Annotated in this window: 24 protein-coding genes; 13 read left to right on the plus strand and 11 right to left on the minus strand. The window is 66.9% G+C overall.

Annotation, left to right across the window (positions count from 1 at the left end; all coding sequences use genetic code 11):
* Positions 1–104: 104 nt before the first annotated feature.
* Positions 105–386 (plus strand): flagellar protein FliT, encoded by a 282-nt coding sequence (locus DIR46_RS06280; protein WP_109344467.1) that lies wholly within the window; start codon positions 105–107, stop codon positions 384–386.
* Positions 387–496: 110 nt separating this feature from the next.
* Here the strand turns inward: DIR46_RS06280 and DIR46_RS06285 are convergent, their stop codons facing one another.
* Both DIR46_RS06285 and DIR46_RS06290 read right to left on the minus strand, forming a co-directional pair.
* Positions 497–1,465 (minus strand): IS1595 family transposase, encoded by a 969-nt coding sequence (locus DIR46_RS06285; protein WP_109344468.1) that lies wholly within the window; start codon positions 1,463–1,465, stop codon positions 497–499.
* A 355-nt stretch (positions 1,466–1,820) separates the two neighbouring features.
* Entirely contained in the window at positions 1,821–2,921 is a 1,101-nt protein-coding gene (locus DIR46_RS06290) for a FimV/HubP-related protein (RefSeq protein ID WP_109344469.1), read from the minus strand.
* A gap of 88 nt (positions 2,922–3,009) precedes the next feature.
* Here DIR46_RS06290 and fumC point away from each other — a divergent pair, with 88 nt between their 5' ends.
* The 3 genes from fumC to DIR46_RS06305 all read left to right on the plus strand — a co-directional run bounded on the left by fumC (position 3,010) and on the right by DIR46_RS06305 (position 5,158).
* Positions 3,010–4,404: a class II fumarate hydratase gene (fumC, locus tag DIR46_RS06295; RefSeq protein ID WP_109344470.1), complete on the plus strand. Its 1,395-nt coding sequence runs from the start codon at positions 3,010–3,012 to the stop codon at positions 4,402–4,404.
* A gap of 112 nt (positions 4,405–4,516) precedes the next feature.
* Positions 4,517–4,729: an RNA-binding S4 domain-containing protein gene (locus tag DIR46_RS06300; protein ID WP_109344471.1), complete on the plus strand. Its 213-nt coding sequence runs from the start codon at positions 4,517–4,519 to the stop codon at positions 4,727–4,729.
* Between the two features lie 144 nt (positions 4,730–4,873).
* Positions 4,874–5,158 (plus strand): DUF883 family protein, encoded by a 285-nt coding sequence (locus DIR46_RS06305; RefSeq protein ID WP_109344472.1) that lies wholly within the window; start codon positions 4,874–4,876, stop codon positions 5,156–5,158.
* A 127-nt stretch (positions 5,159–5,285) separates the two neighbouring features.
* Here the strand turns inward: DIR46_RS06305 and DIR46_RS06310 are convergent, their stop codons facing one another.
* Genes DIR46_RS06310 through DIR46_RS06330 form a run of 5 tightly spaced genes read right to left on the minus strand, consistent with a single transcriptional unit; the run spans position 5,286 to position 8,966 of the window.
* On the minus strand, positions 5,286–5,477 hold the full coding sequence (locus DIR46_RS06310; RefSeq protein WP_109344473.1) for a YjfB family protein: 192 nt from the start codon (positions 5,475–5,477) through the stop codon (positions 5,286–5,288).
* A 23-nt stretch (positions 5,478–5,500) separates the two neighbouring features.
* A complete protein-coding gene (gene mobB / locus DIR46_RS06315; RefSeq protein WP_109344474.1) occupies positions 5,501–6,085 on the minus strand; it encodes a molybdopterin-guanine dinucleotide biosynthesis protein B in 585 nt (194 codons plus the stop codon).
* Complete coding sequence (locus DIR46_RS06320; RefSeq protein WP_109344475.1) at positions 6,072–6,803, minus strand: general secretion pathway protein GspB; 732 nt, start codon at positions 6,801–6,803, stop codon at positions 6,072–6,074. The genes mobB and DIR46_RS06320 overlap by 14 nt, the downstream gene beginning before the upstream one ends.
* 1 nt (position 6,804) lies before the next feature.
* Positions 6,805–8,442 (minus strand): AAA family ATPase, encoded by a 1,638-nt coding sequence (locus DIR46_RS06325; protein WP_109344476.1) that lies wholly within the window; start codon positions 8,440–8,442, stop codon positions 6,805–6,807.
* Between the two features lie 26 nt (positions 8,443–8,468).
* A complete protein-coding gene (locus tag DIR46_RS06330; protein ID WP_109344477.1) occupies positions 8,469–8,966 on the minus strand; it encodes a hypothetical protein in 498 nt (165 codons plus the stop codon).
* Positions 8,967–9,166: 200 nt separating this feature from the next.
* On the opposite strand from DIR46_RS06330, the gene DIR46_RS06335 reads away from it, so the two are divergent.
* From DIR46_RS06335 to DIR46_RS06375, 9 genes are all read left to right on the plus strand, one after another.
* Complete coding sequence (locus DIR46_RS06335; protein ID WP_109344478.1) at positions 9,167–10,522, plus strand: GIN domain-containing protein; 1,356 nt, start codon at positions 9,167–9,169, stop codon at positions 10,520–10,522.
* 334 nt (positions 10,523–10,856) lie between these two features.
* Positions 10,857–11,735, plus strand: a complete 879-nt coding sequence (locus tag DIR46_RS06340; protein WP_109344479.1) for a glucosamine kinase nucleotide-binding domain-containing protein — start codon at positions 10,857–10,859, stop codon at positions 11,733–11,735.
* Complete coding sequence (gene nagA / locus DIR46_RS06345; RefSeq protein ID WP_109344480.1) at positions 11,732–12,829, plus strand: N-acetylglucosamine-6-phosphate deacetylase; 1,098 nt, start codon at positions 11,732–11,734, stop codon at positions 12,827–12,829. The genes DIR46_RS06340 and nagA overlap by 4 nt, the downstream gene beginning before the upstream one ends.
* Before the next feature lie 35 nt (positions 12,830–12,864).
* Entirely contained in the window at positions 12,865–13,875 is a 1,011-nt protein-coding gene (locus DIR46_RS06350) for an SIS domain-containing protein (protein ID WP_109347926.1), read from the plus strand.
* Positions 13,876–13,886: 11 nt separating this feature from the next.
* Positions 13,887–15,395: a beta-N-acetylhexosaminidase gene (nagZ, locus tag DIR46_RS06355; RefSeq protein WP_109344481.1), complete on the plus strand. Its 1,509-nt coding sequence runs from the start codon at positions 13,887–13,889 to the stop codon at positions 15,393–15,395.
* Positions 15,396–15,609: 214 nt separating this feature from the next.
* Positions 15,610–16,881: a tetratricopeptide repeat protein gene (locus tag DIR46_RS06360; protein ID WP_109344482.1), complete on the plus strand. Its 1,272-nt coding sequence runs from the start codon at positions 15,610–15,612 to the stop codon at positions 16,879–16,881.
* Between the two features lie 178 nt (positions 16,882–17,059).
* A complete protein-coding gene (locus tag DIR46_RS06365) occupies positions 17,060–18,130 on the plus strand; it encodes a flavodoxin family protein (RefSeq protein ID WP_109344483.1) in 1,071 nt (356 codons plus the stop codon).
* 52 nt (positions 18,131–18,182) lie between these two features.
* Positions 18,183–18,941 carry a GntR family transcriptional regulator gene (locus tag DIR46_RS06370; protein WP_109344484.1) on the plus strand — a complete coding sequence of 253 codons (759 nt, stop codon included), beginning with the start codon at positions 18,183–18,185 and terminating at the stop codon, positions 18,939–18,941.
* A 45-nt stretch (positions 18,942–18,986) separates the two neighbouring features.
* Complete coding sequence (locus DIR46_RS06375) at positions 18,987–19,595, plus strand: PH domain-containing protein (RefSeq protein ID WP_109344485.1); 609 nt, start codon at positions 18,987–18,989, stop codon at positions 19,593–19,595.
* A gap of 89 nt (positions 19,596–19,684) precedes the next feature.
* Here DIR46_RS06375 and DIR46_RS06380 read toward each other — a convergent pair whose 3' ends face one another.
* The 4 genes from DIR46_RS06380 to DIR46_RS06395 form a co-directional block, all read right to left on the minus strand.
* Complete coding sequence (locus tag DIR46_RS06380; protein WP_162819444.1) at positions 19,685–20,368, minus strand: choice-of-anchor E domain-containing protein; 684 nt, start codon at positions 20,366–20,368, stop codon at positions 19,685–19,687.
* 164 nt (positions 20,369–20,532) lie between these two features.
* Complete coding sequence (locus tag DIR46_RS06385; RefSeq protein ID WP_109344486.1) at positions 20,533–21,324, minus strand: SDR family oxidoreductase; 792 nt, start codon at positions 21,322–21,324, stop codon at positions 20,533–20,535.
* Between the two features lie 103 nt (positions 21,325–21,427).
* Complete coding sequence (locus DIR46_RS06390; protein ID WP_229446519.1) at positions 21,428–24,223, minus strand: M16 family metallopeptidase; 2,796 nt, start codon at positions 24,221–24,223, stop codon at positions 21,428–21,430.
* 118 nt (positions 24,224–24,341) lie between these two features.
* Positions 24,342–24,791, minus strand: coding sequence for a CBS domain-containing protein (locus DIR46_RS06395; RefSeq protein ID WP_109344488.1), 450 nt, complete (start codon positions 24,789–24,791; stop codon positions 24,342–24,344).
* Between the last annotated feature and the right edge of the window lie 99 nt (positions 24,792–24,890).

Consider the following 24,890-nt stretch of genomic DNA (forward strand, 5'->3'; position numbering starts at 1 on the left):
AATTCAAAAAAAATTCAAAAAAACCCTAAAGTTCCCAAAATCCCTGCCGTAAAAGAACCAGACAACCGGCAATCCGGCCGGAGTTTCATTGTTTTGGTGGCAACATGAACGCAAACGAAGTCCTCGCGATGTACGAAAACCTGGCTGGCCTGACCCGTCAGATGTCGCAAGCCGCCAAGGCCGGAGACTGGAACGAGTTTGCCAACCTGAACGTGGAAGCCAAGGTCGAAGCGCGCAGCGCCGCCGCCGGCATGCCGGCCCTGGAGGGCGCCCAGCGCCTGCGCAAGATCGACCTGCTCAAGCAGCTGATGGCCAACGACCGCGCGATCCGCGACGTGACCGAGCCGTTCGATGGCCAGCTGGACCGCGCGCTGCAGGCGCACTGATTCCTGGCGAATACTGAACCAAGGCACCTGCGGGTGCCTTTTTTGTTGCAGGAATAAAGACCGACTGCGGCGCGAGGGAGCGAAGCGCCAAAGAAAAGGCGCTGTCATCGTTATCTGTTGATGACCTTGAATGCGATACGCAGCAATTGCTCGACGGAAGTGACCCTCCCACCATCGATCGCCCAATGCCAGCCAAGGTAGTTGGGTAGCCAGCGCGACGCCACGCCATGGAAGCGCGCCAGCCATTCCTTGAAGCGCCGATGATAAGCGTTCACATGTTGAACATGGATCGCGCCCTCGACGCCGCTGCGCACCCGCTCGCCGGCGCTGAGATTGACGGCCTGGTGCGCAATGCCATGGACTTGGGCGAAGGCGCGGTAGGCGGCGTTGGCGTCGGTGACCAGCAGCGCTTGCGAATCGAGTTTCGGCAGCAGGTGCTTGATCAGTTGGGTCACTTTCAAGGCGCCGCGGCCGGTGACGGCATCAATGGTCTGTCCACTGCGGTCGCGCGCCACCAGGATGCAGTCGAGGTGACGTGAAATGCCGCGCAAGGCGGCCCTGCCACCGCGTTTGCGCGGAGGGCGATGGAGCTTGCGCGCCCCCTTCTGCGATTCGAGCAGGAACATCTCGTCGGCCTCGACGATGCCGGCCAGGCGCTCGGGCCGGTCGTCCTTGACCCGGTCGAGGAAGCGGTGGCGCCAGCGAAACGTCGTGTTCGGGTGCACGCCTACCCGCTTGGCCGCAGAGCGGACCGTGCGGGAATCGAGCATCGTGTCCAGGTAATCGAGCCACTTGTCCTTGTGCCTCAGCCGCGCCAGCGGCGTGCCGGTCAGGTCGTTGAAGGTACGGCCGCATGCGCGGCAGCGAAAGCGTTGCAAGTCGTTGGCCTGGCCATGGTGGTGACAACGCTCGCAGCCGCAGTCGGGGCAGCAGCGCTCCTTTGACCGGATCTCGCCGATGAGGGCGATCACTCGGTCGAGCCCGGCTGCCGGATGCAGGACGGCGAGCACCTGCTGCCGCTGCCACTGGTTCAGCAGCGGCAGCCCGTTGAACAGCTTCGCAAACTCCGGCGCTTTCATTGCGCGCTCCCGATCGATGACGACCGGGGTTGGACCGCGGGTCAGCTCAGCAGTTCAATGCTCATCCATATCTAACGGGTACAGCGCCAAAAAAAAGCGCCCATCGGGCGCCTTGGATGCCATCGAGCCAGGGGCTCGACCGCGAATCGGGTGGAGGACGAACCCCAGCTATCTGCTGGCGTCGCCTCTTGCCGGTTGCTCCCGGCGCCCACCGCCGCTGCAGGCAAGTGGACTGCTTCCGGTCACAGGCGTTTCATCAACGGTCGTCTGTTGTCGCGCCACGCTATCGGTGGTGGCTGCGCAGACCCTGTGCCGTCTGTGACCTCGTCGATCACAAGTCCAGTATAACGCAAAATCAAACTTGTGTAGACATTTCCTGTTCAGTCTCGTCCAGCTTCGGCTCGACCGGCTCCTGGCTCGCTTTCTTGCGCGCGAAACGCTGGCGCAGGCGGGTCATCAAGGGCATACCCGGCATGGGCTGGATCCGCCCTGCCCGCTTGCGACGCCGCACCATCAGGATCGCAGCGACGGCCAGCGCCAGCACGGCGCCAAGGCCGCCGGCGATCCAGTCCCAGGGCGTCGGCGCCTCCGGCTCGGGCGCCGGACGCCGCCGCGCCGGATGCGGCTTGTTCGGGTCGAGCGGCCGCGGCTTGCTGACGGCCGCCGGGCTGGCGCCCAGCGCCACCTGCAATACCTTCACCTTGTCTTCCAGCTGGCCGATCTGCTCGCGCAACTGCGCATTCTTGTAGTCCAGCGCGGCGCACACGGTCGAGCGGTCGACGTCGGGCGCGGGCGCGCAAGCGGCCGGCGCCGCCGGGGCGGCCAGTGGCAGGGGCAGCGCCCTGGGGGCCGGCTTCGGCTCGGCTGCCGGTGCCGGCTGGGCTTCCTGTTTCGGTTCCGGTCTGGATTCCGGTTCCGGCCTCGGCGCGATCTTCGCAACGACCGGCTTGGGCGGTGGAGGCGGACGCGGCTTGGGCGGCGGCTTGGCCACGACGGGCGCGGGCGCCGCCGTGTCGGCCACGACCGGCGCCGGCATCCTGACCGGCGCCGGCGGTGGCGGCGGATTCGGATCCGGCGCCATCGACAAGGTCACCAGGCGCACGTCGCGCTGGCCGCCATCGGTCAGTTCCAGGTACAGGTGCAGCCGGTTTGATTCAACCGGGGCCAGCGACGTCACTTGCAGGAACTGGCGGCCCTCGCGCTGCGTCACAGTCATGGCCAGGGTCGACAGCACGTGCGGCATGCCGATATTGGCGCCGCGGTAGACGTTCGGATGCGCCAGGCGCGCCTGCACGGGGGTGGCCGGGGCGTCGAGCATGGTCAGCTCGATATCGGCCACCAGGCGCTGGCCGATATACGAACGCACCTGCGCTTCGCCCAGTTCGGCCGCGCCGGCCGCGCCGGCCGCGCCAGAGAGTAGCGCGCAAGTGATGATCAGGGGGAGGCGGCTAGCCATAAGGAATAACAAGAGAGAGGCCCAAGCGTAATTAACGGACATTGCGATAAACTCTTTAATCCCAGCCCCTTGCATAACAGGAATGTCTATGGAAAACAGGATTGAGAAGGACAGCTTTGGCCCGATCGAGGTGCCAGCCGATCGCCTATGGGGCGCGCAGACCCAGCGCTCGCTGCACCACTTCCACATCTCGACCGAACGCATGGCGCCCGAGCTGGTCGCGGCGCTGGCCCAGGTCAAGCGCGCGGCGGCGGCGGTCAACCGCTCGCTCGGCAAGCTCCCCGGCGACAAGGCCGACGCCATCATCCGCGCTGCGGACGAGGTGCTCGAGGGCCGCCACCCGGCCGAGTTCCCGCTCGCCGTCTGGCAGACGGGCTCCGGCACCCAGAGCAATATGAACATGAACGAAGTGCTGGCCAACCGCGGCTCCGAGCTGCTGGGCGGCGAGCGCGGCGAAGGCCGCCTGCTGCACCCGAACGACCACGTCAACATGGGCCAGTCGTCGAACGACATCTTCCCGACCGCCATGCACGTGGCCTCCGCCTGGGCGCTGGCCAAGGAAGTCCTGCCGGCGCTGGCCCAGCTGCGCGGCACCCTGCTGCGCAAGTCGCGCGACTTCGAGCCGATCGTCAAGATCGGCCGCACCCACCTGCAGGACGCGACGCCGCTGACCCTGGGCCAGGAATTCTCCGGCTACGTGGCCCAGCTCGAATATGCCGAGCAGCAGCTCAAGTCCGCCCTGCCCGGCCTGCTGCTGCTGGCCGCCGGCGGCACCGCCGTCGGCACCGGCCTGAACGCCCACCCCGAATTCGCCCCGCGCATCGCGGCCGAGCTCGGCTCGCGCACCGGCCTGTCGTTCAAGACCGCGCCGAACAAGTTCATGGCCCTGGCCGCCCACGACGCGATGGTGGCCGCCCACGGCGCCTTCAAGACCCTGGCCACGGCCCTCATGAAGATCGCCAACGACGTGCGCTGGATGGCGTCCGGCCCCCGCTCGGGCCTGGGCGAGATCACCATCCCCGAGAACGAGCCGGGCAGCTCGATCATGCCGGGCAAGGTCAACCCGACCCAGTGCGAGGCGCTCACCATGCTGTGCTGCCAGGTGTTCGGCAACGACGTCGCCATCACGGTCGGCGGCTCCCAGGGCAATTTCGAGCTCAATGTGTTCAAGCCCATGATCGTGCACAACTTCCTGCAAAGCGCGCGCCTGCTGGCCGACGGCATGCGCTCCTTCGACGAGCATTGTGCCCAGGGAATCGAGCCGAATCGCGCCCGCATCGGCGAGCTGATGGAAAAATCGCTGATGCTGGTGACTGCGCTGGCGCCGCACATCGGGTATGATCGCGCCGCGCAGATCGCCAAGAAGGCATCGACGGACGGCCTGACCTTGCGCCAGGCCGCCCTGCAGAGCGGTTTCGTCGACGAACAGCAGTTCGACCAGTGGATCGTGCCGATCGACATGACGCGTCCGGATCCGGTGTGATCCGACGAGGTCACGCGGGGTTGGCGTCGCCGCCAACCCTTGCGCCCATGGTTTGCGCCCATGCCGAGCGGCCTCATCAATCGTACGCCGCCATCACCAACCCGAGGATAGAATGCAAAAAATAGTTTTCGATTTGACATCAGAATTCGTCGAGGTCAATCAGCTGCTGAAGCTGGTCGGCCTGGTCGACAGCGGCGGCGCCGGCAAGAACATGGTCGCCAGCGGCGTGGTGTCGGTCGATGGTAAACAGGAGCTGCGCAAGACGGCGAAGATCCGCAGTGGCCAGATCGTCTCGGTTGGCGACTTGCGCATCACCGTGCAGTAGGCTGTTGGCGACCGCGACCCGGGCTTATAGTGCGAAGAAATTGAGCGCCAGAACGACGTTCTTATGTTTGCGCACTAACAAACAGAGCGGGGCTTCCTTGTTTATATTTTAAGACGTCAATCATACGGCTTAGAGGTGAAGGCGATGGAAACCCCGGAACAGCATGCACAAACGCAGGAGCAATTGATCGGCGACCTGCGCCTCGTGATCGAAAACGCGGAAGAACTGCTCAAGAATACCGATCATTATTCCAGCGCCCTGTACCAGAATGCGCGCGCCAAGCTGTCGCTCGCCCTGGAAGCGGCGAATGAAGAACTGTCCCGCTTCGAGGATGCGCAACTGGAACGCATGATGGCCGCCACCCGCGCCGCCAACGACCGCTACAAGGACCGGTCGGGCGAAGAACGCATCCTGCGCGCCTTCCACTAAGGACGAAAGCAAAAACCCGGCGTGGCCGCCGGGTTTCAAAACGCAATACGCAATCCTGTCTGATCTTCGATCCGGCTTTCGCGCTAAAGTTCGCGCCGGATGCACGCCCTGGGTTCAGGCTTGGAATTCAAGCTTTGGTATTGATCGTATTGCCCAGGTGTGGCGGCAGGTTTTGCGCTTGCGGCAGCGCGTCGAGCAGCTGGGCGGCCGATGCCGCCTGGATGTCCATGGATTTCTTGAGCATCGTGACGCCCACTTCCTGACGAATACCGGTTTCGGCCATGCTGGTTGCAAGCTTGGCAATGTTCGCGACGTCCATACACCTCTCCAGAAAAAGACTTGTCAGTCTTTAACGGCCTCATCGACCAGAACTTGAGGGCGGCTTTTTAACCAGCCGCAGACCCACTCCACCACCCGCTCCAGGTCGTTCAAGTCGAGCCAAGCCAGTCCGGCGCGCGCCTCAAGCGGCCGCGCCGCATCCGAGACCACGGCCAGGATCGTGGCGTCGTCCTGGCACAGCGACGGCTTGCCCAGGCTCGGACGGTGCACCTCGATCTTGGGCAGGGATTCCCATTTATAGCCTTCGACCAGGGTCAGGTCGGCCGGCGACAGCCGCGCCAGCAACTCGTCCAGCCCGGGCTCCGGCTCCGCGCGCAACTCGCGCATGATGGCAAAGCGGTAAGGCGAGGCGATCATCACCTCGGCCGCCCCGGCCTGGCGCAGGCGTGCGCTGTCCTTGCGCGGCGGCTCCAGCTCGATGTCATGGTGGCTGTGCTTGACGATATTGACCCGCAAGCCGTCCTGCGCCAGGCGCGCGACCAGCCCTTCCAGCAAGGTGGTCTTGCCGCTGCCCGACCAGCCCACCACGCCCAGGACCGGACCCGGGCCCGGGCCCTGCACCATCCGCGGCGCTTCAGTACGCGACACGGTAGCGGGTTCCCCGGTAGTTCATCACCGCCGCCTTCGGCATCAGGCGCTCGAGCACCAGGCCGGGCGCCACTTCCTCGCCTTCGCGGCGCAGCGTCTTGTCCACCAGCAGCAAGCTCTCGCCCGGCGTCGGCGAATAAATGTAGCCGCCGAAACTCACTTGCGGGATCTCGCGCCTGACCGCCTCGGGCAATTGCTGCAGTGTGCGCAGGTTGTCCTCGCCGGCCGGCTGGGCCGCCGCCACGGGCGCCGGCGCCACAGCGGCCGGCGTTGCGGAAACCGGCGCTTCGGCCACGCGCACTGGCGGCGCCGGTGCGGCTACCTTGGCCGGCGCCTGCTTCGCGACCACCGGCGCGGCTTCGCGCGGCGCCGGTGCTGGTGCCGGTGCCGGTGCCGGTGCCGGTGCGGCTGGCGGCACGGCAGCCGCCGTTGGCACAGGAGCAGATGCGGGTGCGGGTGCGGAAACAGGCGTCGGCACGGTCACCGGCGCCGCCGCCAGCCGCACCGGCTGTTCGCCCCCGTGGCGTACCCACAGCAAGGCGGCCGCCGCCACCAGCACGCCCAGGCCGAGGCCGAGGCCGATCATGAGATTGCGCCGGTTCCCGCCCCGGGCCCGATCCGGCGCCGCATACGTCGGCGGCGGCGCATGGATGGTCGGGGCGTTGCCCAGCTGGCGTTCGGCCTGGGCCTTCTTGAGCGCTTCGAGAATGTACGACATATCAGTTCCCCGTCGCCGCAGCGGCCAGCAGGCGCGGCTCGGCCACGCCGGACAGCTGGTTGAGACGCATATAGGTGCGCGGCCCGGCCACGCCGTCCGCCTTCAGGTCCTGGGCCGCCTGGAAGGCGCGCAGCCATTCCTGGGTGCGCGCATCCAGCGGCTGGTCGAGCGCCGGCGCGGTCGTCTTGTTCAGGCCGGCCAGGCGCTGGGCGATCCAGTCGACATCGGGGCCACGGTCGCCCTGCCCCACGACGTCGCGGAATGCGCCCGGCATGCGCCAGAAAGTCGTGAACTCGCCGCCGAAGCGCGCGACGAAGGCGGGAATGGCGACCCGCTCGCGGCGCCCGTCCACGGCCAGCAGCACGCTGCCCTCGTCCATCCCGGCCAGCACCGCATACCCGGTGCGCGGGCCGTCGTGCAGGGTGACCACGGCCGGGCGGTCCAGCAGGCGCAGCTCGTACAGACCGCCGCGGCCCTGGTGGCAGCGCAGGTTGGCGCGCTGGGCCGCCTCGCAGGTCGCCTTCGGGGTGGAGCCGGCAATACCGGCGAACGACGGTCCCCACAAGGCCGCCAACGCGCGCAGCGCATCGTTCTCGCTCTTGCCGGCCGCGAAATCGGCGCCGGCCGCGGGCGCGGCCTTGATCTGCGCCGTCGTCGGCGCTGGCGCCGGCCTGGCCGCCACCTGCTGCACGGCGGCCGGCGCCGCTTGCGCGGTGGCCGGCCGCGCCTGCTGCTGCGGCAGCATCTGCCAGGCCGCGGCGCTGATCGCCACCCCGGCCAGCGCCCCGCCCGCCAGCAGCGGCCAGCGCAGCGGCTTGCGTGCGGCCGGCTCGCCGGCAAACACTTCCTCGGCCGACTTGAGCAGGATGGCGCGCGTGACCTGCGGGCTGTTCTCGACGTAGGCGCCCAGCAGCGCGCGGTCGCACAGCAGGTTGATCCGGCGCGGCACGCCATGCGTCAGGCGGTGCACCACGGGCGTCAGGCCCGGGGGAAACGGCATCCCGGCCGCCCCGGACACCGCCAGCCGGTGCGCGATATAGGCCCCGGTTTCCTGCTCGGACAGCGGCCCCAGGTGGTAGCGCGCGATCACGCGCTGCGCCAGCTGCTCCAGTTCCGGGCGCGCCAGCATGGTGCGCAGCTCCGGCTGGCCGATCAGGATGATCTGCAGCAGCTTGCGCTCGCTGGTCTCGAGATTGGTCAGCAGGCGCAGCTGCTCGAGCACCTCGCTCGACAGGTTCTGGGCCTCGTCGATCACCAGCACATTGTTCAGTCCCTGGGCATGCGATTCGAGCAGGTGGCGGTTGATCGCATCGACGTGAGATTTGACGCCGCTCACCCCGGGCGGCAGCGCGATGTGCAGCTCGTCGCAAATCGTCTGCAACAGCTCTTCGGCGTTCAGGCGCGGATTGAAGATATAGGCCAGGCGGCAGTTGTCGGGAATCTGCTCGATGAAGCAGCGGCACACGGTGGTCTTGCCGGCGCCGATCTCGCCGGTCAGCAGGACGAAGCCGCCGCCGCTGCCGATGCCGTACAGCAGGTGAGCCAGCGCCTCGCGGTGCCGCTCGCTCATGAACAGGTAGCGCGGATCGGGCGCGATCGAGAACGGGGCGTGCTTCAGCTGGAAATAATGGTTGTACATGCGTTGGACCGTACGATGTGGCGCGGCTAGCGGCCCGGAGGCTGCGGCTTGAACTTCGCGCAGTATATTTTGCTTTTGTCCCTGGCGTAGGCGATCGTGCTGCCCGGGTTCGATTTGCGCAAGGGGTAGCGCGAGGCGTCCACCGGCTTGAAGGCGACGCCGGCGCCGGCGCGTACCGATTTTTCGAATTCCTCGGGCTTGCTGTCGACGATGGCGGCGACGAACACCAGGTTGCTGGTGTCGTCGCTGACCATCACCTCGCTCACCTGGGCGCCCCACAGCGAAGCCTCGGTCTTGAACCAGTAAGCCCCGCCCTCGCGCTTGTAGGCCGGACCGAAGGCCTGGGTCAGGTAGGCGTGGAAATAGGCGTTGTCCAGCTGGCTGCGGCACAGCAGCGCGCTGCCGATCACCGGGCCGAAGGTCGACGGCGCCGCCATGGCGCCGGAGCAGACGAGTCCTGCCAGCAGCGGCAAGGCGCGCAGCATGGAGCGGGTCTTGACCTGCAGCCCTGGGTGGCGAATCATGGACATCCTTATTTCGACGATCCCGACATTATGACATTGCACGCCGCGGCGGGCGCCGCGGATTGTCGCGCCTGGCGCACGGTTCATCGCACGCAGGCGCCATTGAACCCCGGAATCGACCGTTTCGTCGGTTTTGTCGTGCCCCGCACGCGCCGCCGGCGTATCGTTCAGGCTCCCATCTACTCGAGGCCAGGAACAATATGCACATCGCGCAAAGTACCACCCTGCTGGCCGTCGCCCTCGGCGCCGCCTTCCTGTCGATCGGCGACAGCCGGGCCGCTGCGCCGGCCGAGGCGGTCTCCGAACAGCGCAGCGTCGCCGCCTTCAGCGCCATCGAGCTGAGCGGCCCATACGAGGTCGCCATCGACACCCAGGGCCGGGCCGGCCTGAGCCTGCGCGGCGAACGCGAGCGTCTGGACGAGGTCGAGACCTTCGTGCGCGGCGACACCCTGGTGGTGCGGCCCAGGGAGGGCAAGCTGTTCAACTTTGGCTTCAGCCTCGGCAAGCGGCGCGAGGCTGTGGTCATCCACATCGGCGCGCCGGCACTGAAAAGCCTGTCCATGTCGGGCAGCGGCGATACCACGCTGGACCAGGTAAGCGGCGAGCGTTTCGCGCTCGACCTCAGCGGCCCGGGCGACCTGGAAGTCTCCGGCGCGGTGCGCGACCTGGCGCTCACCGTGAGCGGCAGCGGCGACGCCAGCCTGCAACGGCTGCGGGCCAGCAACGTGGCGCTGACGATGTCCGGTCCCGGCGACGTGCGGCTGGCCAATATCGACGGCTCCCTGCACGCCAGGATCAGCGGATCGGGCGACCTCGAGGCCGACGGCCTGCGCCTGGCGCGCCTGGAGGCGCGCCTCTCCGGTCCCGGCGACATGGTGCTGCGGGGCGCCAGCGGCGACGTGCGCGCCGAAGTGACCGGCTCCGGCTCCTTTGAAGCCTGCGACCTGGCGGCCGGACGCGCCAGCACCCTGCAAAGCGGTCCCGGCGACGTCTGCCTGGGCGGCGCCATCGCCCAGCTCGACGCCGAGATCGGCGGCTCGGGCAAGCTGACCGCGCTCGGCCTGCGCGCGCAGGCGGCCAGCTTGCGGCTGCATGGACCGGGTGACGCCCGGCTGGCCGGCACCGTGGGCGAGTTGAAAGCGCAGATGTCGGGCTCGGGCGATCTCGACGCCCGCGACCTCACGGTCACGAAAGCCACGCTCAAGGCGCGTGGCCCGGGCGGCATCGAACTGGCCCAGGTCTCGGACACGCTGGAGGCGGAACTGCGCGGCTCGGGCAGCCTGACGTCGGCGATCCAGGGCAAGCGCCTGGTCCTGACCTCGGACGGCCCGGGCGGCGCCCGGATCAGCGGCCAGGTCGACATGGTCCATGCGCGCCTGAGCGGCTCGGGGAGCCTGGACGGCAACCGCTTGACGGCCGACCGCGCCGACATCGCGGTCAGCGGCCCCGGCACGGCACGGGTGCATGTGACCGAAGGCGCGGACGAGGCGCCGGCGGGCGGCAACGGCCGGCTGCTGGTCGTCGACCGGCGCGGCAGCAGCCAGACGCCGCAGTAGACCGCCAACAACGCCCGCTGTTCAAGGCATGTCGCCTTGACCTTGCGCCGGGGCCCGCAGTACGGTCGCGGCGCTACATCCTCTCTCTGTCCGCCCCCTTCCACCACTCCCGCACCTGCGCCGTCCACGCCGACGCGCCGGCGGCGGCATCGCCATCACGCTCCATGCAATACCAATGACAATACCAATCCCGCCATCCATCGCCATCATTCTCGACAGCATGAGCGCAGGCTATACCTGCATTTGGTCCGCATCCACGCATACCAGTTAAATACCTGTTGACATCCAGATAGGCCCTGCCTATAGTGCCTTGACCCAATTTCCCTCACCTACCATGATCGACTATCTCATCGGCGTCGACGGCGGCGGCACCAATACCCGGGTGCGCCTGGCCGGGCGCGACGGCGCCGAACTGGCCACCGGCCGCAGCGGCGCTTCGGGCCTCGTCCATGGCATCGACAATGCCTGGCGCGCGGTCGAGGAGGCCGCCGCCAGGGCCTTTGCCGCGATCGGCATCGACGCGATTCCCCGCCAGTCGTGCGCCATCGGCCTGGGCCTGGCGGGCGTGCACAACAAGGAATGGGCGGCCGCCTTTCGCGCCGCCAATCCCGGCTATGCCGCACTCAGGCTCGATACCGACGGCTTCTCGACCCTGATGGGCGCCCATGGGGGCCGCCCTGGCGCCATCGTCGCGATCGGCACCGGCAGCGTGGGCGAAGCGCTGCGCGAGGACGGCACGCGGGTCGAGGTTGGCGGCTGGGGCTTCCCCTCCGGCGACGAAGCCGGCGGCGCCTGGATGGGCCTGCGCGCGATCGCCCATGTCCAGCAGGTGCTCGACGGCCGCGCCGAGGGCGGCGCGCTGGCGCGCGACGTCATCGAAGCCTGCGGCGGCGGGCGCGACGCCATCCAGGTCTGGCTCGGCAAGGCTTCGCAGACCGATTACGCGAGCCTGGCGCGCTTCGTGGTGACCCATGGCGCGTTCGACCCGGTCGCCGGCGCCATCCTGGAGCAGGCGGGCCGCGAAGTGGCCACCATGGCGCGCGCACTCGACCCCGGCGAGACCCTGCCGCTATCGCTGTGCGGTGGCCTGGGCGAGACCCTGCGCCCGTACCTGCCGGCCGAGACGCTGGCGCGTTGCAGCCCACCCCATGGCGATTCGGCCCTGGGCGCGCTGCGCATGATCGAACTGCACCTGAAGGACTCCCAGGCATGAGCGCTACCATCAAAGGCAATATCCTCACTCCGGACGGCTGGATCCACGGCACGCTGCGCTATGGCGCGCACGTCGACGCCATCGACGGCAGCCAGGCCGACCCGGACGCCAACGGCGACGACTACATCCTGCCCGGCTTCATCGACGTCCACGTGCACGGCGGCGCCGGGCGCGACATGATGGAAGGCGGCGACGCCCCGCACGTGATCGCCGCCCTGCACGCGAAACACGGCACCACCAGCCTGCTGGCCACGACCATGACCGCACCGGTCGAGGACATCGACCGCGCCCTCGCCGCCATCGGCCAGGCCTGCGCCGCGCGCGGCAAGGGCGAAGCGCGCATCCTGGGCGTGCACCTGGAAGGCCCGTACATCAATTCCGGCAAGCTGGGCGCCCAGCCGCCGTATGCGCGCGAAGCCAGCCTCGATGAAGTCAAACGCTTCGACGCCCAGGCGCCGATGAAGCTGATCACGGTGGCGCCCGAGATCGACGGCCACATGGAGCTGGTGCGTCTGCTGGCCGACGCCGGCATCCGGGTCCAGATCGGCCACACCACCGGCAGCTACGAGGTCGGCGTCGACGCCCTCGCGCATGGCGCGGCCGGCTTCACCCACCTGTTCAACGCCATGCCCGGCCTGCATCACCGCGATCCCGGCATGGTCGGCGCGGCGCTGGCGCATGCCGAATACGCCGAGATCATCCCCGACCTGCTGCACGTGCACCCGGGCGCGATCAAGACCGCGCTGCGCTGCATCCCCAAGCTGTTCTGCGTGACCGATTCGACCGCCGCCGCCGGCATGCCCGACGGCGAATACATGCTGGGTCGCCAGGTGGTCCATAAATGCATGGGCGGCGTGCGCCTGGCCAACGGCAGCCTGGCGGGCAGCACGCTCACCATGGACCAGGCGCTGCGCAACCTGGTCGGCATCGGCCTGTCGATCGAGGACGCCAGCCGCCGCGTCTCCACCAATGCCGCCGACTACCTCGGCGAAACCCTGCGCGGCCGCCTGGCGCCGGGCTGCCATGCCGACTTCGTGGTCCTCGACCGCGACCTGAACATCAAAGCCGTCCATATCGAAGGAGAAGTCCTGTGACCACCGCCGCCACTTCCCAAGCCGCCCCCTCGCTCATGCTGCAGGAGGCCTTGTCGGCCGCCGATTGCATCGCCCACCAGCTGACCCAGGACGTGGAGCGCTACGCCGAGCTGGGGGCGAAGCTGCGCGCCACGCAGCTGCACAGCGCGGTGACCGTGGCGCGCGGCAGCTCGGACCACGCGTCCAACTACCTGGCCTACCTGATCATGGCGCGCATGGGCCGCCTGGTGACCTCGCTGCCGATGTCGCTCATCACCCTGTACAAATCGCCGATCGTCGCGCGCGACACGCTGGCGGTGGCGATCTCGCAATCGGGCCAGAGTCCCGACGTGGTCGAGCCGATCCGCTACTTTCGCGACGGCGGCGCCACCACCGTGGCCCTGGTCAACGACCCCGCCTCGCCACTGGCCGACGCCGCCGAGTGGACCATGCCGCTGCATGCCGGACCCGAGAAAAGCGTGGCCGCGACCAAGAGCTTCATCGCCAGCCTGGTGGCCGGCGCGCGCCTGGTCGCCGACTGGCAGGACAGCAAGGAACTGAAGGACGGCATCGCCGCCCTGCCCGACGCGCTGCGCGCTGCGACCGAAGTGGACTGGTCGGCCGCGATCGAGGTGCTGGCGCCGGCCCGCAACATCATGGTCGTGGGCCGCGGCATCAGCTTCCCGCTGGCGCTCGAATCCTCGCTCAAGTTCAAGGAAACCTCGGCGCTGCAGGCGGAAGCATTCTCCGGCGCCGAGATCAAGCACGGTCCGATGGCCCTGATCGAGGAAGGCTACCCGCTGCTGGTCTACGCCACCCGCGGCCCGACCCAGGCCGGCCTGGTGGCCCTGGCCGACGAGATGCGCGGGCGCGGCGCGCGCGTATTGCTGGCGGCGCCGGGCGACGTCGCCAGCCGCGACCTGACCTTGCCGACCGCCGCCATTCCCGACCTCGACCCGATCGCGGCGGTGCAGGCCTTTTATACGATGGCGGCGAAGCTGTCGGCCGCACGCGGCATGAATCCGGACCAGCCGCGCCACCTGAGCAAGGTCACCAAGACCAACTGACCACGAATCCCATGTCCAGCACCAAGACTGATTACCTCGACCTGGCAGGCCAATTGATGATGGTGCGCCTGTTCGGCACCGAACTCGATGCCGACACCGACGCCTTCCTGCGCACCCACAAGATCGGCGGCGTCTGCCTGTTCCGCCAGAACATGGTGGACGCCTTTCAACTGACCCGCTTCACCGGCGCCCTGGTGGACGCCATGGGTCCGCGCGCCTTGGTGGCGCTCGACCAGGAAGGCGGCGCCGTGGTGCGCTCGACCTGGGTGCCGGCGCCGCCGAGCGCGATGGCGCTGGGCGCCGCGAACGATCCGCAACTGGCGCGCGAGGTCGGCGCGGCGGTGGCGCGCGCGGTGCGCGCGCTGGGCTTCAACTGGAACTTCGCGCCGGTGCTGGACCTGAACAACAACCCGCACAACCCCGTCATCGCCGAGCGCTCGTTCGGCGCCGACCCCGAGCAGGCCACCCGCATCGCCCTGGCCTGGATGGAAGGCAGCGAGTCCGAAGGCGTGGCCTGCTGCGTCAAGCACTTCCCCGGCCACGGCGACACCCACGTCGATTCGCACCGCGACCTGCCGCACGTGGACAAGCCGCGCGAGGAGCTGGAACGCTTCGAGTTCGCGCCGTTCCGCATCGCAGCCAGGGCGGCAACCCCGGCGCCGGCGGTGATGACGGCCCACATCGTCTATCCCGCCCTGGACCCGCTCAACCCGGCCACGATGTCGCGCGCCATCCTCACCGGCGTGCTGCGCGAGGAATTCGGCTACCAGGGCGTGATCATCACCGACGGCATGGACATGCATGCGATCGCCCACCGCTACGGCGCCGGCGAAGCCGCCGTCAATGCGCTGGTCGCGGGCGCCGACATGGTGATGGCGATCGGCACGCGCGAGACCCAGGTCGAGACCGTGCACGCGATCGCCGCGGCGATCCGCGACGGCGCGTTGCCGCTGCCTGACGTCGAGGCGAAACTGGCGCGTCTTGCGAAGCTGGCCGATGCGCATCCCGCGCGCCCCATCGCCTATGCCCGCGAACAGGACGACCGCGCGCTGATGGCGCGCGCCTGGCGCGCCGGCCTGACCGAACTCGGCCAGCCGCAACGGCCCGCGCGCGGCAGCCGCGTGCGCCTGGTGGCGCGCGCCGACGTGGTCAGCGACGGCATCTCGGAAGCCGGCGTGCCGGCGGCCCGCATCGCCGAGGCGCTGGGCGCCCTGTACGACGTCGAACTCGTCACCTTCGCCGACAGCGAAAGCTTCGACTGGTCGCTTCTTCCGCAGGACGGGCGCTTCACGATCCTGGCCTCGACCGCGCGCCGCCGCTATGGCCCCAACGCGCGCGCCGGCTGGCGCCCCGACCTGCACCTGGCCCTGTGGAACCCCTACCAGGCGCTGGACTTCCCGGCCCCGGCCCTGATGAGCTATGGCTTCGCCCCACCCGCCCTGGAAGCGGCCGTGGCCTGGCTGGCGGGAGAAGTCGACGCGCCGGGCACCTGCCCGGTTCCTGGGTTCGACCGGACCTGACACGGCGCCGCCAGCGACGAGGTAACGCGATGTAACGACGCTGGGCGCGCGCGCGAGCTCTACGGCACAATTGGCGAGCCAGACGATGGCCGATTATGGGACAATGCCGTTTTTGTCCGAGATTGGCATTTTTGCTATATTGCTGAAATTGCTTGGCGAACAGCGCGCGGACAGTGCGCTTCGTCGATTTTTTGTCTAGATAGAAGGATACACAATGTCCCAACTCCGTCTTGCCCGCCTCTGCCTGATGCTGGCCGCCGTCGGCCTCTCGGCCCCGGCCCTGACCACCGCCGTCCACGCGCAAGAGAAGCCTGCCGCCGAAGCGCCGAAGGACACCGTCCGCCCAGAGCTGTTCAAGCTGCTCGACCCGGCCGCGATCAAGCCGCTGATGGACGCAAAGAATTACGCCGAAGTGCAGAACCGCGTGCAGCAGGCCGAAGCCTTCCCGAACCGCACCCCGTACGAAGACTACGTCGTCAACCGCATGAAGCTGTCGCTGGGTTCGGCGACCAACAATAACGAGATCGCCATGCCGGCGCTCGAAGCCGTGATCAATTCCGGCCGCCTGCAAGGCCAGGAACAGGCCGACTTCATCCTGGCCCTGGGCAATATGCACTACAACGCCAAGGACTACACCAAGGCGATCGAGTGGTTCAAGCGCTATCAGAAGGAAAGCTCGACCCCTGAAAAAGTCGCGCCTTCCCTGATCCGCGCCTATTATCTGGGCGGCGACTTCGCCAACGCCAAGGCGGCCCTGCTGCCGGCGATCGAAGCGACCGAGAAAGCCGGCCAGAAGCCGAGCGAGGAAGACCTGCGCCTGCTGGCCTCGTCGGCCAACAAGGTCAAGGACGACGCGGGCTACCTGACCGCGCTGGAAAAACTGGTCGCCCACTACCCGAACGACGACTTCTGGACCGACGTCCTGAACCGCGGCGTGGCGCGTAAGTCTGGCTTCGATGCGCAGACCAATATGATCAACGTGTACCGCCTCGAAGCGGCCACCGTCAAGAAGATGGCGCCGGAAGAATACGTCGACCTGGCCGAACTGGCGCTGCGCGACGGCTTCCCGAGCGAAGCCAAGAAGGCCATGGACGCAGGCTACGCCGCCGGCGTGCTGGGCCAGGGCTCTAACGCCAAGGCCCACGCCGCCCTGCGCGACAAGGCGACCAAGGGCGCGGCCGACGATGCCAAGAACATCGCCGCCGGCGAAGCCTCGGCCGCCAAGGCCAAGACCGGCGCCGGCCTGGTCAACCTGGGCTGGGCCTACGCCACCATGGACCAGGGCGACAAGGGTGTCGGCTTCATCCAGCAAGGCATCGCCAAGGGCGGCCTGAAGAACCCTGAAGAAGCCAAGCTGCGCCTGGGCATGGCGCAGGCGCTGGCCGGCAAGAAAGCCGAAGCCATCCAGACCTTCCAGACCGTCAAGGGCGGCGGCGGCGCCGGCGACCTGGCGAAATACTGGATCGTTCACCTGAACCAGAAATAATCCTTCGTCTGACGACGGACCCGCGAAAGCGGGCCGGGCTTGCCGCCCGGCCCGCTTTTTTCATGGCGGGTCATGCTGTCCCGCCGCTGCCGCCCGGTTTTGCTCCTGGAACGTGCGGGGCCGTACATTAGCGCGCCGCTCATCGCTCGATAATTGCCTTATTTGCATCGGAGGCGACATGACGACGGTACGCAAGGGCCAGGCGCCCGCCAAGCTGGGACGCAACGAATTCCACCTGCGCTTTCGCAGGGCCTTCCAGGACCCTGGCTACGAAGCGCTCGACCGCGAACTGGCGGCGATCGAGGACGTGGCCTGGGATGCCTATCAGGACGGCCGCAAGGCCCCGCACACGGTCAAGGCCGGCCCCGATTTCGTCGATCCCGGCTACGACCTGTCGGTCGAGTGGAAGGAAGCGCGCGACCGCCTGCTCGGCGCCGAGCGGCATCAGAAGGATCCCGGCTCGCGCAACCGCGTCCTCCTGATCAACGCCTCGGCCCGCAACGACGGCACCTGTCCCGGCGAAATCTCGAAGAGCTGGCGCATGACCCAGCTGGCCAAGGATGTGCTGGAAGACCAGGGCTTCGAAGCCGACGTGCTCGACCTCTCCCTGCTCAATTCCGACTACGACCGTCACATCCACCCCTGCAAGGGCTGCGTGTCGACGGCGATGCCGCTGTGCCACTGGCCGTGCAGCTGCTACCCGAACCATGCCGAACGCCAGGTGGGCGACTGGATGAACGAGATCTACGAACGCTGGGTGCTGGCCCATGGCGTCATCATCATCACCCCGGTCTACTGGTACCAGGCCCCGGCGGTACTGAAACTGATGATCGACCGCCTGGTATGCGCCGATGGCGGCAATCCCGACCCGACGTCGACCCATGGCAAGGACGCCGAACAGGCCAAGCAGATCGAGCGCGACGGCTGGAATTATCCGAAACACCTGGCCGGCCGCGCGTTCGGGCTGCTGGTGCACGGCGACGTGGCCGGCATCGAGGGCACGCGGCGCTCGCTGTCGGACTGGCTCGAATGGATGGGCTTGATCAACTCGGGCAGCTTCGGCCAGCTCGACCGCTACATCGGCTATTACGAGTCGTATGCCGACAGCCACGAGACCTTCGACAAGGACACCGCGGTGCAGGAAGAGACGCGCAACGTGGCGCGCGCGGTGGCCACCGCCGTGCGCGAGGTGCGCGCCGGCCGGGTCGCCGTGGTCAGCCAGCCCTTGAAGAATCCGCGTCCGAAATGACCGCCTGCCCGGCCTGCGGTATCATTTCCGGTCCGTTGACCACGCAAAACGCATGAATCCCCTCGTCCAGCTGATGCACGACTTCGCCAAGGCCAGCCTCGCCGCCGGCGCCGGCAAGCTGCCGCTCTACCAGCAACTGCAGCGCGCGCTGCGCCAGGCGATCGACAACGGTGTCTACGGCCCCTCGGGCGCCCTGCCCGCCGAGCGCCAGCTGGCGCTGGAGCTGGGCATCTCGCGCATCACGGTGCGCAAGGCGATCGACAGCCTGGTCGACGACGGCCTGCTGGTGCGGCGCGCCGGCTCCGGCAATTTTCTCAACACGCGGATCGAAAAGAATTTCGCCAAGCTGAGTTCGTTCTCGGAAGACATGCGCGCCCGTGGACGGGTGCCGAAAAGCAGCTGGCTCAAGCGTTCGGAAGGCCTGGTCACGCCCGAGGAAGCATTGCGCCTGCGGCTCTCGCCGGGCACGCCGGTGTACCGCTTCAACCGCCTGCGCTATGCCGACGATGCGCCGATGTGCCTGGAATACGCGACCATCGCCGCCTTCGCCCTGCCTTCGCTCGACGCCGTGGGCGACTCGATGTACGAGGCGCTCGCGGCGACCGGCAACCGTCCGGTGCGCGCGCTGCAGCGCCTGTCGGCCCTGCTGCTGGGCGCCGAACAGGCGCGCCTGCTGGATGCGCGCGAGGGCGATGCCGGCCTGTGCGTGGAACGGCTCGGCTTTTTGCGTGACGGGCGCGCGGTGGAGTTTTGCCGCTCGTATTTTCGCGGCGATACCTATGATTTCGTGGCCGAATTGAACGCCGCCTGAAGTAAGTGATGGTAATCTGGCAGCTTTCACCACGCGAGGACAACCATGTTCAAGAGAATGGCGGCGGAAGCACTGGGGCTGAGCGATATCGGCGTCATCGTCGGACCGGCGGACTACAGCAAGGTCGATGCGGACGACTACCTGTTCAACGAGGACGGTGAGCAGATCTTCTTCCTCATCAAGAGCAAGAAGGACGAGTACTGCTTCACCAACCTCGCGCTGATCCATGTCGACGGCGATTCGGCCGTGTCCTCGAAGCGTTCGATCAAGCGCTACGAATATGCGTCGACCCTGATCACCAATGTCAGCATCGAAACAGCCGGCACATTGGACATGGACATCGAGCTCAAGTTCAATATCGACGACACGAAGTTCTCGATCGACGTCAAGAAATCCTTCATCGAGCAACTGAAGGACATCTATAAAGCCCTGATCACGATCGGCAAGCAGCAACGCCGCGACGCGCTATGCCGCGACAATGCGCTGCGCACGCTGGACGCCACCGCCTCGGTCCACAAGCTCAATATCGCCCCCGGCGCCGGCAGCCTGGTCAGCCAGTACGGCGAATTGCTGGAAGCGCTGAACACGGCCATGCTCGATACGCACACCAGGCGCGATTTCAGCGACGTATTCGCCAGGTACATCCACAACTGAAGTTGGCGCCCATGAAAAAACCGTCATGCCGAGCAAGGCGGCAATGACGGTTTTTCCATTGCCGGCGTCGCGCCGGCGGCGTACCTGAATTACGCCTGCTTGCCCGAGCGGCGGCGACGCACAGCGCCGATCAGGCCGAGTCCTGCAAGCAGCGTCGCCAGGGTGGCCGGCTCCGGGACTTCGGCAAACGGGGTGTAGTCATACGAGACCTGCACCGCGCCCGATGCGAAGGTGTCGAATCCGGTCGTCACATTGCCAGGTCCCTTTGCGAACGAGGTGCCCAGCGCGCTCAGCCCGAGTTCGATGAAACCTTTGCCCGAGAACAGGGCGAAATCGCTGGCGCTGCTGCTCAGGAACGACTCGGCACGGCTTGCCTGGACTTCACCGGTGTGGATACCCGAGGTGCCGGCGAAATCGAGAACACGGTCATAGCGTCCGAGACTGTAAATCTGGTCGAATACCGGGTTGGCCACGACCAGCGTGGTGCCATCCGGGCGGGTCAGCTCGATGGTCGAACCCAAGGTCAGGGTGACCTTGGTCGCACTGCTGCCCCGGTTTTCGGCGAAGCCGGCGCCGCTGACCACGCCACTCAGGTCGAACTTGATCGAATTAAGGGTGCCCAGCTTCGTGTCGAACTTGTTGAAACGCAGCGCCTCGGACCAATCCGTTTCGGTGGCGCCAATACTGTTATTGAAGCTGATCACGGCGGCCTGGGCGCCAGCGATGGGGAACAGGGCGGCGGCAAGGGCCAGAGCGGCGAAAGTCTTTTTCAAGTTGATCTCACTGGGGTAGAAATGCATTGGTTGCATACGGCGACTGGCAACCAATAAGCATAACTCATGCCAATGAGAACTAAATGAGTTAAAACAAGGACTTAGTTTTTTGAAGCGCCAACTGCCCGGCGGGAGTGTAAGAATTTCCGACAGGCATAAAATTCTCACACAGCGGTAAAGCCGCCATCGACCACCATTTCGTGGCCGTTAATGTAGGACGCCATGTCCGAACACAACCACAGGGCGGCCTGCGCCACCTCGCCCGCCTCGGCGAAACGCCCCATCGGATGCGCCGCCTTGAGCTTCTTCTCGATGCCCGGATCGCGCTCGAAGGCGCGCGCCAGCATCGGCGTCTTGACCGCGGCCGGGCACAGCACGTTGACGCGGATGCCTTCGCGCGCGTACTCGGCGGCGGCGCTCTTGGTCAGGCCGACCACCGCATGCTTGCTGGCGCCATAGATCGCGTGGTTCGGGCTGCCGACCAGGCCGGCGATGCCGGCCATATTGACGATCGCGCCATGACCCTGCTTGAGCATCTGGCGCAGCTGGTATTTCATGCACAGCCAGACGCCCTTGACGTTGACGTTCATGATGCGGTCGAACTGCTCGTCGTCGGCGTCGGCCAGTGGCTGGCGCTCTTCCTCGACCGCGGCATTGTTGATCGCGAAGTCGAGCCGGCCATAGTAATTGATGGTCTTGTCGACCAGGGCTTCGACGTCCCCGGCGCGGGTGACATTACTTTGCACGAACAGCGCCTTGCCGCCGTTTTCGACGATCATCGCCGCCGTGGCGTGCCCACCGTCGATCGAGACGTCGGCCACGACCACGCTGGCGCCGGCACGGCCGAACGCCAGGGCGATGGCGCGACCGATTCCACTGGCGGCCCCGGTGACCAAAACGACCTTGCCGGTGAACGACAAACCGCCTGCCGGCTGCTGCTTGCTGATGGCCTTCATGATGCTCCCTGGATGAAACTTTTGCTTCCGAAAAGAAACATTTTAACGCATGGCTTCGTGCATTGTCACAATCCAGAGAGTTTTTGTCAGGAAACTGTTGTAGTTACGGCATAGTAACTACGGGTGTCGCCGGACCGCTTGCCTTGATTTTGTCGCCTGCCATGAATACCGATAGCTCAGCCGGATCGATCGCCTTGCGAAATGCGGCATTCAGCTGAGGCAAGGTGACCGCCTGCAGCTTGCGCTCGAGCTCCGCCGAGGCCTCGAAGGTCTTGCCGCGGTACAGGAACGAGGTCCAGCCCGAGGCGAGCGCGCCGTCGTTCGCGCGCGATTGCAGGCGCTGCTGCATCAGGCCCGACTTGGCGCCGGCCAGTTCCTCGGCCGTGAAACCATCCTTGAGCGCACGCGCCAGCTCGGCGCGCACCGCCGCATCGAGCTTGGCCAGGTTCTGCGGCGCCGCGATCGCATTGATCGTGAAGCTGCCGGCGCGGTCCAGGGTGCCCGGCGACACGTCCGAGCCACCGCCATACGACAGGCCATCCTGCTGGCGGATGCGGTCCATCAGGCGCGACTTGAGGCCGCCGTCGCCGAAGATGTAGTTGGCGAGCAGCAGGGCCGGATAGTCCGCATCGTCGACGTTCAGGTCCAGGTTCAGGCGCGCGATATAGAAGCCGTTTTCCTTGTCCGGGGTGTTCAGCGTGCGCGTCACCGGCGCCACCTCGGCATGCGCGACCAGCACCGGCGCATGCGGCTGGGGCGCGCGCCAGGCGCCGAACAGGGTATTGACCAGCGGCGTGATTTCCTGCGGATCGAAGTCGCCCACGATGGCCATCTCGGCCGGATCGGCGCCGTAGAACTGGCGGTGGAAGGCCTTGACGTCTTCGAGGCGCGCCGCCCTGGCTTCTGCAAGCTGCTCTTCCAGGCTCGGCGAGTAGCGAATATCGCCGCGCGGATAGCGGTTGAAGTGCTGGCTGAGCGCGCGCACGGCCGCGCTTTGCGGCTCGTTGCGGCCCGCTTCAATGCCGACCAGCAGTTGCTGGCGCAATTGCTCGAATTCGGATTCGGGGAAAGCCGGCTCCCTGAGCACATGGGCCACCAGCTCGAGCGCCTGCGCCAGGTTGGCGCGCGTGGTCTGGAAATGGGTCGGACTGCCGGCGATCTTGAGCTTGTCGAAGGCGTCGGCCAGTTCGGCGCGGGTATAGCGGGTCGTGCCGCGCATCAGCATCAAGTTCGTCAGGGCCTGGGTCGTGCCCTTGCCGAACAGGCTTTTCTCGTCGCCGAAGTGCTGGCGCAGGTCGACCGTCACGGTCTCGCCGCGGTTCTTCTTCGGCAGCAGGGCCAGCTTGACGCCGCCGGCCGTGGTCAAGGTGGTGCGCTTCATGATGTTTTGCTGGCTCGGCTCGAAATTCTCCGACACCAGGTTCGAGACGGCCGGCTTGAAGTCCTTCATCGCCTCCGCCACCGTGGGCGCCGGCGGCAGCTCGGCGCGCTTCGACGCTTCTTCCGGGATGAAGGTGCCGACCGTGCGGTTGCTGCGCAGGTAATAACGCCCGGCGCTGGCGGCCACCTGTTCGGCCGTCATCTTCTGCACGCGCTCGCGGCTCACGAAGTACATGCGCCAGTCGCCCAGGGCGATCGGTTCGGACAGGGCCACGCCCACCGCCTGCGGATTGTTCAGGCTGCGCTCGATCGTGTTCAGCCAGGAGCGGCGCACCCGTTCCAGTTCCTCGGCGGTCGGCGGCTTGGTGGCGAGTTCCTCGACCGCCCCGATCAGCGCCTCGCGCACCGGCTCGATCGGCTCGCCCAGCTTGACCACGGCGCCGAAGAATTGCAGCCCCGGCGCATAGCCGGTCTGGCCGAAGCTGAACACCTGGCTGGCCTTGCCGGTCTCGACCAGCAGCTTGTGCAGGCGGCCGTTCGGCGCGTCGCCCATGATTTCGGAAGCGAAGCCGAGCGCCTCGGCCTCGGGATGCAGGTCGGACGGGATCTTGTAGCCGACCGCCACGAACTGCATATCGCCCTGGCGCCGCACGGCGAAGCTGCGCTCGCCGTCCTGGGTCGGCTCCACCGTCCAGAAGGCAGGCAAGGTGCGCTTCGGTTTCGGGATCGCGCCGAACAGGCGGTTGATCTTGGCCAGGGTCGTGCGCTGGTCGAACTGGCCGGCCACCAGCAGCACCGCATTGTCGGGCTGGTAGTAGGTGCGATAGAAATTCTGCAGGTTCTCGATGCGCACGTTCTCGATGTCGCTGCGGTTGCCGATGGTCGAGCGGCCATAGCTGTGCCAGTCGTAGGCGACGCTCTGCATGCGCTTGAACAGCACGTTGCCGGGTTCGTTCTCGCCGGCTTCGTACTCGTTGCGCACCACGGTCATTTCGGAAGCGAGATCCTTGGCGGAGACGAAGGAATTGACCATGCGGTCGGCCTCCATCTGCAAGGCCCAGTCCAGGTTTTCCGTCGACGCCTGGAACACCTCATAGTAGTTGGTGCGGTCGAGCGAGGTGGTGCCGTTGAACTGCATGCCGCGCTCGGAGAACTGTTTGGTGATGTCGCGGTTGTTCTTCGCGCCCTTGAACAACAGGTGCTCGAGCAGGTGGGCCATGCCGGTCTCGCCGTAGTTCTCGTGGCGCGAACCGACCAGGTAGGTGACGTTCACGGTCACGGTCGGACGCGAGGCGTCCGGGAACAACAGCACTTTCAAGCCATTCGCCAGGCGGTATTCGGTGATGCCTTCGACCGATGGGCCGAGGGTCACGCCCTTGGGAAGCGCCGCGCCGGCGGTGGACTTGCCGGCGCTGGGGGTTACAGGGGCGGCGGCGGTGGCCGGCGCGATCATGACCAGGGCCAGGCAGCCCGCTGCTACATGCGCGGCCATCCCGCGCAACTGAAATCTCGAATCCATGGTGTCCCGTCTACTCGGCGGGACGCCAGCCGTCCCGCCTGCTCCACGATGGTAGCAGACGGGCGTGTTTCCGGTGACCTATACGCCCATCCAGTCGACAGGACTTGCCGGCAGGCAGCTATTGGCGCACGCGGCGCTCGTGCGATTGCTGCCAGGAGCCGATGCGCGACAGCTCGCTGATCTCTTCGGCCAGGAACTCGAGGAGGTCGTCGGCGCTGACGATGCCGCTCAGATTGCCCTGACCATCCACGACCGGCACCCGGCGGATGCCGCGCAGGCGCATGTGCTCGATGGTCTCGTAGACGTCGTCGGATATGCTGGCGGTGAGCAGGTCGTCGCTCATGATGTCGCCGGCCAGCAGGCTGGCCGGATCGAGGCCGGGCGCGATGACGGCCAGCACGATGTCGCGGTCGGTCAGGATGCCGAGGGGAACGTTGCCGCCGCCGCCGGTGTCGACCACGACCAGGTCGCCGACGTGGTGGCGCCGCATCAGCATGGCGGCGCCCTGGACCGTCTCGTCGCGGGTGCAGCAGATGGTGTCGCTGGTGCAAATATCGCCGATGCGCATGATCGCCCCTCCCCGGCTCCGATCCGTGTGAGGCTAGGCCGAAACAAAACTGGCGCTTTGATTTCGATCAAAGCGCCAGTAGCGGCAAGCTTGCAGGAA

The sequence above is a fragment of the Massilia oculi genome, assembly GCF_003143515.1.
Classification (GTDB): domain Bacteria; phylum Pseudomonadota; class Gammaproteobacteria; order Burkholderiales; family Burkholderiaceae_D; genus Telluria; species Telluria oculi.

Bases quoted from the DNA above. Each gene is read 5' to 3' on its own strand.
- DIR46_RS06280 (WP_109344467.1), top strand. From the start codon at position 105: ATGAACGCAAACGAAGTCCTCGCGATGTACGAAAACCTGGCTGGCCTG.
- DIR46_RS06285 (WP_109344468.1), bottom strand. From the start codon at position 1,465: ATGAAAGCGCCGGAGTTTGCGAAGCTGTTCAACGGGCTGCCGCTGCTG.
- DIR46_RS06290 (WP_109344469.1), bottom strand. From the start codon at position 2,921: ATGGCTAGCCGCCTCCCCCTGATCATCACTTGCGCGCTACTCTCTGGC.
- fumC (WP_109344470.1), top strand. From the start codon at position 3,010: ATGGAAAACAGGATTGAGAAGGACAGCTTTGGCCCGATCGAGGTGCCA.
- DIR46_RS06300 (WP_109344471.1), top strand. From the start codon at position 4,517: ATGCAAAAAATAGTTTTCGATTTGACATCAGAATTCGTCGAGGTCAAT.
- DIR46_RS06305 (WP_109344472.1), top strand. From the start codon at position 4,874: ATGGAAACCCCGGAACAGCATGCACAAACGCAGGAGCAATTGATCGGC.
- DIR46_RS06310 (WP_109344473.1), bottom strand. From the start codon at position 5,477: ATGGACGTCGCGAACATTGCCAAGCTTGCAACCAGCATGGCCGAAACC.
- DIR46_RS06320 (WP_109344475.1), bottom strand. From the start codon at position 6,803: ATGTCGTACATTCTCGAAGCGCTCAAGAAGGCCCAGGCCGAACGCCAG.
- DIR46_RS06325 (WP_109344476.1), bottom strand. From the start codon at position 8,442: ATGTACAACCATTATTTCCAGCTGAAGCACGCCCCGTTCTCGATCGCG.
- DIR46_RS06330 (WP_109344477.1), bottom strand. From the start codon at position 8,966: ATGATTCGCCACCCAGGGCTGCAGGTCAAGACCCGCTCCATGCTGCGC.
- DIR46_RS06335 (WP_109344478.1), top strand. From the start codon at position 9,167: ATGCACATCGCGCAAAGTACCACCCTGCTGGCCGTCGCCCTCGGCGCC.
- DIR46_RS06340 (WP_109344479.1), top strand. From the start codon at position 10,857: ATGATCGACTATCTCATCGGCGTCGACGGCGGCGGCACCAATACCCGG.
- nagA (WP_109344480.1), top strand. From the start codon at position 11,732: ATGAGCGCTACCATCAAAGGCAATATCCTCACTCCGGACGGCTGGATC.
- DIR46_RS06350 (WP_109347926.1), top strand. From the start codon at position 12,865: ATGCTGCAGGAGGCCTTGTCGGCCGCCGATTGCATCGCCCACCAGCTG.
- nagZ (WP_109344481.1), top strand. From the start codon at position 13,887: ATGTCCAGCACCAAGACTGATTACCTCGACCTGGCAGGCCAATTGATG.
- DIR46_RS06360 (WP_109344482.1), top strand. From the start codon at position 15,610: ATGTCCCAACTCCGTCTTGCCCGCCTCTGCCTGATGCTGGCCGCCGTC.
- DIR46_RS06365 (WP_109344483.1), top strand. From the start codon at position 17,060: ATGACGACGGTACGCAAGGGCCAGGCGCCCGCCAAGCTGGGACGCAAC.
- DIR46_RS06370 (WP_109344484.1), top strand. From the start codon at position 18,183: ATGAATCCCCTCGTCCAGCTGATGCACGACTTCGCCAAGGCCAGCCTC.
- DIR46_RS06375 (WP_109344485.1), top strand. From the start codon at position 18,987: ATGTTCAAGAGAATGGCGGCGGAAGCACTGGGGCTGAGCGATATCGGC.
- DIR46_RS06385 (WP_109344486.1), bottom strand. From the start codon at position 21,324: ATGAAGGCCATCAGCAAGCAGCAGCCGGCAGGCGGTTTGTCGTTCACC.
- DIR46_RS06390 (WP_229446519.1), bottom strand. From the start codon at position 24,223: ATGGATTCGAGATTTCAGTTGCGCGGGATGGCCGCGCATGTAGCAGCG.
- DIR46_RS06395 (WP_109344488.1), bottom strand. From the start codon at position 24,791: ATGCGCATCGGCGATATTTGCACCAGCGACACCATCTGCTGCACCCGC.